Genomic DNA, 6,051 nt, shown 5'->3' with positions numbered 1-6,051 from the left:
GGTAGGGGCGGCGGGGGCGGAAACACGCCCCCACCACCGCCCCCGTCTCACCCGACGGACGACGTTTCCACCAGGTTTCGCGGAGCGGCTAGGCTCCCACCGTGGCTGAGATCCAGATTCCCGCTGACATCAAGCCCGCCGACGGACGTTTCGGCGCGGGCCCCTCCAAGGTGCGGACGGAAGCGCTGGACGCGCTGGCCGCCACCGGTACCTCCCTGATGGGCACCTCCCACCGCCAGGCCCCGGTGAAGAACCTGGTCGGCAAGGTGCGCGAGGGCATCAGCGAGCTGTTCCAGATCCCCGACGGCTACGAGGTCGTCCTCGGCAACGGCGGCTCCACCGCGTTCTGGGACATCGCGACCCACGGACTCATCGAGAACAAGTCGCAGCACCTCACGTTCGGCGAGTTCTCCTCCAAGTTCGCCAAGGCGGCCAAGCTCGCCCCCTGGCTGGCCGAGCCGACCGTCCTCTCCAGTGACCCCGGCACGCACCCGGAGCCCACCGCCGAGGCCGGCGTGGACGTGTACGCGTTCACCCACAACGAGACCTCCACCGGTGTCGCCGCCCCCGTCAAGCGCGTCGACGGCGCTGACGAGGGCGCCCTCGTCCTCGTGGACGCCACCTCCGGCGCCGGCGGCCTCCCCGTCGACATCAGCGAGACGGACGTCTACTACTTCGCCCCGCAGAAGTCGTTCGCCTCCGACGGCGGCCTCTGGATCGGCGTCTTCTCCCCGGCCGCCATCGAGCGCGCCGAGCGCGTCCACGCGTCCGGCCGCCATGTCCCGGAGTTCTTCAGCCTCCCGACGGCGATCGACAACTCGCGCAAGAACCAGACGTACAACACCCCGGCCCTCACCACCCTCTTCCTGCTGGACCAGCAGCTGGAGTGGATCAACGGCCAGGGCGGCCTGGCCTGGTCGACGGCCCGCACCAAGGACTCCTCCACCCGCCTCTACACGTGGGCCGAGGACAGCAAGTACGCGAGCCCGTTCGTCACCGACCCGGCCAAGCGCTCCCAGGTCATCGGCACGATCGACTTCACGGACGAGGTGGACGCCGCCGCCGTCGCCAAGGTGCTGCGCGCCAACGGCGTCGTCGACACCGAGCCCTACCGCAAGCTCGGCCGCAACCAGCTCCGCGTCGCGATGTTCCCGGCCATCGACCCGGCGGACGTCGAGGCGCTGACGAAGTGCGTCGACTACGTCATCGAGAAGCTGTAACCACCGCGTACGACGAAGGGCGCCCGGTGCACACCGGGCGCCCTTCTCGTGCTCGAACGGGCTCAAGCAGGCTCAAGCAGACTCAGGCAGACGCTGTCAGCCGCCGAACCCGAGAACCCCCTGCAGCGTGTTCCCGACCATCGTCGTGGTCGCCTGCGCCACGCCCTGCGGCTTCGGGTCGGGCAGCTTCTGGCAGACGGCGTCGGCCGTGCCCTTGCCCCGCGGCACCTTGCCGTTGGTGAGGTAGGCCGCCAGGTACTTGTCGAGGCACGCGTTGCCGCTCAGCGAGATGCCGTGGTTGCCGCCGCCCTGCTCGACCACCAGGCTGGAGTTCTTGAGCAGCCGGTGGACGGTGACCCCGCCCTGGTACGGGGTGGCCGCGTCGTCCGTCGCCTGGAACAGCAGCACCGGCGGCAGCTTGGCGTTGGCGACGTTCACCGGCTTCAGCGACTTCGTCGGCCAGAACGCGCACGGCGCGTTGTACCAGGCGTTGTTCCAGGCCATGAACGGCGCCTTCTCGTACACCGCCCAGTTGTCCTTGCGCCACTGGTTCCAGTCGCGCGGCCAGGACGCGTCACGGCACTGCACCGAGGTGTAGATGCTGTAGCCGTTGTCGCCGGAGGCGTCGATGGCGGCGAAGCTCTCGTACGCCTTGACCAGCGGGGCGTCGTTCTTGTCGTTCACGTACGCCGCGAACGCCTGGGCGAGGGAGGGCCAGTAGCCGTTGTAGTAGCCGCCGGGTATGAAGGTGTCCTCCAGCTCGGAGGCGCCCACCTTGCCGCCCGCGGGCTTCTTGGCGAGGGCCGCCCGCATGGCGTACCACTTGGCCTCGATCTTCGCCGGGTCGGTGCCGAGCTTGTACGTGGAGTCGTACTTGGCGATCCACGCCATGAGCGCCTTGTGACGGGCGTCGAAGGCGTAGTCCTGCTGGATGTTGTCGTCGTACCAGACTCCGGTCGGGTCGACGATCGAGTCCAGCACCAGGCGCCGCACCCGCTCGGGGTACAGCTTGGCGTAGACGGCGCCGAGGTAGGTGCCGTACGAGTAACCGAAGTAGTTGATCTTCTTCGCGCCGAGGGCCTTCCGGATGGAGTCCAGGTCCTTCACGGCGCTGATCGTGTTGATGTACGGCAGGACGTCCTTGTACTTCGTGCCGCATGCCTTGGCGAAGGACTTGGCGCGCGCGAGGTTGGCCTTCTCGATCGCGGGCGTGCTGGGCACGGAGTCCGGGCGCACCGGGTCGAAGTAGCCCGGCTTGCAGTCCAGGGCCGGCTTGCTCGCGCCCACTCCTCGCGGGTCGAAGCCGATGACGTCGTACTGGGCGGCGACCTCCTTGGGCAGCGAGGACGCGACGTACCCGGCCAGCGTCAGACCGCTGCCGCCGGGGCCGCCCGGGTTGACCAGCAGCGGGCCCTGGTACTTGTCCGCGGTGTGCGGCACGCGGGACAGCGCCAGCGTGATCTTCTTCCCGCTCGGCTTGGCGTGGTCGAGCGGCACCTTGACCGAGCCGCACTGGAGCGTCGGGGAGTCGTCCGTGGCGCACTTCTTCCAGGTGACCTTCGCGGCGGCGGCCTGGACGGTGTTCGCGGAGGGCGACGCGCTGGCGTTGGCGGGGACCGCTGTGAGCGTCCCCGCCAGTACGACGGCGGCGCCGCAGAGCACGGCTGCGCTTCTTCTCATGGAGTTCTCTCAGAACGGTGAGGGGGGTTCAGGCCCGCGAGGTTCACGGTCCGTGCCGCATGGTTGCGGAAGAGCACACCGCGCCAGAACACATTCGGCGAAGACTTGACCGAATCGAGTCATAGAGAGCTCACAGCCGCCGTGCCGGAAGCGACAGTTGGGCAGTCGGGCAGTCGGGCAGTCGGGCAGTCGGGCAGTCGGCCGGCTCCTCAGCGGCTGAGCTTCTGGAACCTCCTGACCGCCAGCGGCAGGAAGACGGCCGTCAGGATCAGCGGCCACAGCCCCGCCATGAGCAGGGCGTGCTGCTCCACCCACGAGTCGCCGCTGCCCACCGGCGTGCCGAACAGCTCACGTGTCGCCGCGGCCGTCGAGGAGATCGGGTTCCACGCGGCCACGAAACCCAGCCAGTCGGGCATGAGTTGGGGTGCGACATAGATGCTGGAGATCATCGTCAGCGGGAAGGCGATGGCGAACAGGCCGCCCGCCGCCTCGGGGTTGGGCACCAGGAGGCCGAGCCACACGCCGATCCAGATCAGCGCGAAGCGCAGCCACAGCAACAGGCCGAAGGCGGCCAGGAAGCCGGCACCGCCGTCGGGGCGCCAGCCCATCGCCACGGCGGTGAGCATCATGATGGCCAACTCCGCGCAGGCCGCGATCAGATCGGTCACCCCGCGTCCCGCGACCACCGCCGACGACGCCATCGGCATGGACCGGAAGCGGTCGATGACGCCCTTGGTCGAGTCGTAGACCACGAGGGTCGCCGTGTTGATGAAGCCGAAGGCCATCGTCATCACGAACATGCCCGGCATCAGGAAGTCCTGGTAGTCCCCGCCGCCGGGCACCTTCATGGCGCTGCCGAAGACATAGCCGTACAGCAGCACGGACAGGATCGGAAAGCCCAACTGCCAGGCGATGTTGACGGGTTGGCGCTGGTAGTGGGTCAGGCCGCGGCGGACGATGTTCCAGCAGTCGGCGAGCGACCAGTACAGCCGGCTGCGCTCGGGCGGGGCGGTCTGGTCGAGAGCGGCGCTCATGCCGCGGCCTCCTCGGTCTTCTCGGTCTTCTTGGTCTTCTTGGTGGCCTTCTTGGTGGTCTTCTTGGTCTCCGTCACGTCCGTGCGGTGTCCCGTCAGGCGCAGGAACACGTCGTCGAGGCTCGGCCTGCGCAGCCCGATGTCCTCGACCGCCACGCCCTCGTCCCGCAACGTCCGCGCCACCTCCGTCAGGGCCGCGACACGGTCGGTCACCGGGGCGTGGACGCGTGACTCCGCCTCGTCCGCCTCCGGTTCGCCCTCGGCGACGCGGGCGACCACCTTCACCACCTGGGCGATGTCGGACCGTTCCGCCACGACGACCTCGATGCGGTCGCCGCCGACCGTGTTCTTCAGGCCGTCCGGGGTGTCGTCCGCGATGGCCCGCCCCTGGTCGATGACGGTGACGCGGGAGGCCAGCCTGTCGGCCTCCTCCAGGTACTGCGTGGTGAGCAGGACGGTCGTCCCGTCGGCCACCAGCGCCCGTACGGACTCCCAGACCTCGCCCCGGCTGCGCGGATCGAGCCCGGTCGTCGGCTCGTCGAGGAACAGCACGGCCGGGGCGAGGATCATCGAGGCGGCGAGGTCGAGCCGGCGCCGCATGCCGCCGCTGTAGTCGCCGACGCCCTTGTCGGCGGCGTCCACCAGGTCGAACCGCTCCAGGAGCTCGCCCGCGCGGAGCTTCGCCCACTTGCCGCCCAGGTGGAACAACCGGCCGAACATCTCCAGGTTCTGACGTCCCGTCAACACCTCGTCCACCGCCGCGTACTGACCGGTGAGCCCGATCCGCGCCCGTACGTCACGCGGGCGGCGCGCCACGTCGAGTCCGGCGACCGTGGCGTGGCCCTCGTCGAGTCGTACGAGCGTGGACAGGATGCGTACGGCGGTGGTCTTGCCTGCTCCGTTCGGCCCCAGCAGTCCGTGCACGGTGCCCTCTCGCACCGCGAGGTCGAAGCCGTCGAGCGCGCGCTTGTCGCCGTACCGCTTCACGAGCCCTTCGGCCCGTACGGCGTAGCCGTCGCCGTCGCCGTCCAAGGTGCCGTCAAAGCCTCGCATCGCACCTCCCCCTTCCCGTGTGGCAAAAACTGAGTACGGTGTACCCGCAATAGAGTACGACGTACTCAGTTTCTGTCCAGTGCTTTTCCGAGGTCCGCAAAAGGGCCACGTCAGGAGGGCTACGCTGATGTTCATGACGAGGACCGAGACCGGCGGCAGCGGCAACATCAAGCTCAGCCTGAAGCTGCTGTGGGGCGGCGGCGAGCGCCCCAGCCGGGGGCCCAAACCGGGGCTGACCCTCGACCGGATCGTCGCGGCGGCCGTCGGGATCGCCGACGCCGAGGGGCTGGAGGCGGTGTCGATGCGCCGGCTGTCCACCGCGCTGGACGTCGGCACGATGTCGCTGTACCGGTATGTGCCGGGCAAGGCCGAACTACTCGACCTGATGCTCGAACGGGTGCAGCGCGAGGCGCTGGAGGCCGACCAGGAGGACCTGACGGCGGAGTCCGGCTGGCGGGAAGCCGTCGAGTCCCTGGCCCGCGGCTATCTCGAACACTACCGGCGCCACCCGTGGCTGCTGCGGGTCAACCAGGCCCGTACGGTCATGGGCCCGAGCTCCCTGCGCTCCCTGGAGGCCGCCCTGATCCCCCTCCAGGACATGGGGCTCAGCGACCCCGAGCTGATCTCGGTGATCATCTCGATGCAGTCCTTCGCTGGTGGCATCGCACGCACGGAGATCGACGCCGACGACGCCGCGAAGGAAACGGGCCTGAGCCACGAGGAGTTCTGGGAGGAGCAGCGGCCTTTCCTTGAACAGGCCATGGTGAGCGGGCAGTTCCCGATGATGGCCGCGCTGGCCGAGGACACCTTCTCGGTGGAGTTCGACCACTTCGCCTTCGGCCTGCGGCGGTTCCTGGACGGCCTGGAGGTCCTGGTCGCCGAACGGACCGGGCGGACCGGGCAGGACGGGCGGCGCGGCGAAGGGTAACCCGGGTGGCTACGACGGGCGCCGCAACAACCGCTTCAGTCCCCACAGCACGACGAGGGCGGCGCCCACGGCCAGCGCGCCGGTCTTGAACCCGGAACTCACACCGTCGCCCCCGCCCCCTTGGGCGTCCTCCGAAC

Annotated in this window: 5 protein-coding genes; 2 read left to right on the top strand and 3 right to left on the bottom strand. The window is 69.2% G+C overall.

Annotated elements, in window-relative coordinates:
• Positions 1-101: 101 nt before the first annotated feature.
• Positions 102-1,220: a phosphoserine transaminase gene (gene serC, locus FNH08_RS42445; protein ID WP_322726351.1), complete on the top strand. Its 1,119-nt coding sequence runs from the start codon at positions 102-104 to the stop codon at positions 1,218-1,220.
• Positions 1,221-1,316: 96 nt separating this feature from the next.
• Here the strand turns inward: serC and FNH08_RS42440 are convergent, their stop codons facing one another.
• The 3 genes from FNH08_RS42440 to FNH08_RS42430 all read right to left on the bottom strand — a co-directional run bounded on the left by FNH08_RS42440 (position 1,317) and on the right by FNH08_RS42430 (position 4,986).
• On the bottom strand, positions 1,317-2,900 hold the full coding sequence (locus tag FNH08_RS42440) for an alpha/beta hydrolase (protein WP_152776849.1): 1,584 nt from the start codon (positions 2,898-2,900) through the stop codon (positions 1,317-1,319).
• A gap of 209 nt (positions 2,901-3,109) precedes the next feature.
• Entirely contained in the window at positions 3,110-3,934 is an 825-nt protein-coding gene (locus FNH08_RS42435) for an ABC transporter permease (protein ID WP_152776848.1), read from the bottom strand.
• A complete protein-coding gene (locus FNH08_RS42430; RefSeq protein WP_152776847.1) occupies positions 3,931-4,986 on the bottom strand; it encodes an ATP-binding cassette domain-containing protein in 1,056 nt (351 codons plus the stop codon). The genes FNH08_RS42435 and FNH08_RS42430 overlap by 4 nt, the downstream gene beginning before the upstream one ends.
• Positions 4,987-5,119: 133 nt before the next feature.
• Here FNH08_RS42430 and FNH08_RS42425 point away from each other — a divergent pair, with 133 nt between their 5' ends.
• Positions 5,120-5,914 (top strand): TetR/AcrR family transcriptional regulator, encoded by a 795-nt coding sequence (locus FNH08_RS42425; RefSeq protein WP_152776846.1) that lies wholly within the window; start codon positions 5,120-5,122, stop codon positions 5,912-5,914.
• Positions 5,915-6,051 lie beyond the last annotated feature (137 nt).

Origin of the sequence: Streptomyces spongiae (genome assembly GCF_009377185.1) — a bacterium.
GTDB lineage: Bacteria > Actinomycetota > Actinomycetes > Streptomycetales > Streptomycetaceae > Streptomyces > Streptomyces spongiae.
The sequence above is the reverse complement of the archived record's forward strand: the minus strand, read 5'-3'. Positions and strand labels throughout refer to the sequence as shown.

Bases quoted from the DNA above. Each gene is read 5' to 3' on its own strand.
- FNH08_RS42440 (WP_152776849.1), bottom strand. From the start codon at position 2,900: ATGAGAAGAAGCGCAGCCGTGCTCTGCGGCGCCGCCGTCGTACTGGCG.
- FNH08_RS42435 (WP_152776848.1), bottom strand. From the start codon at position 3,934: ATGAGCGCCGCTCTCGACCAGACCGCCCCGCCCGAGCGCAGCCGGCTG.
- FNH08_RS42430 (WP_152776847.1), bottom strand. From the start codon at position 4,986: ATGCGAGGCTTTGACGGCACCTTGGACGGCGACGGCGACGGCTACGCC.
- FNH08_RS42425 (WP_152776846.1), top strand. From the start codon at position 5,120: ATGACGAGGACCGAGACCGGCGGCAGCGGCAACATCAAGCTCAGCCTG.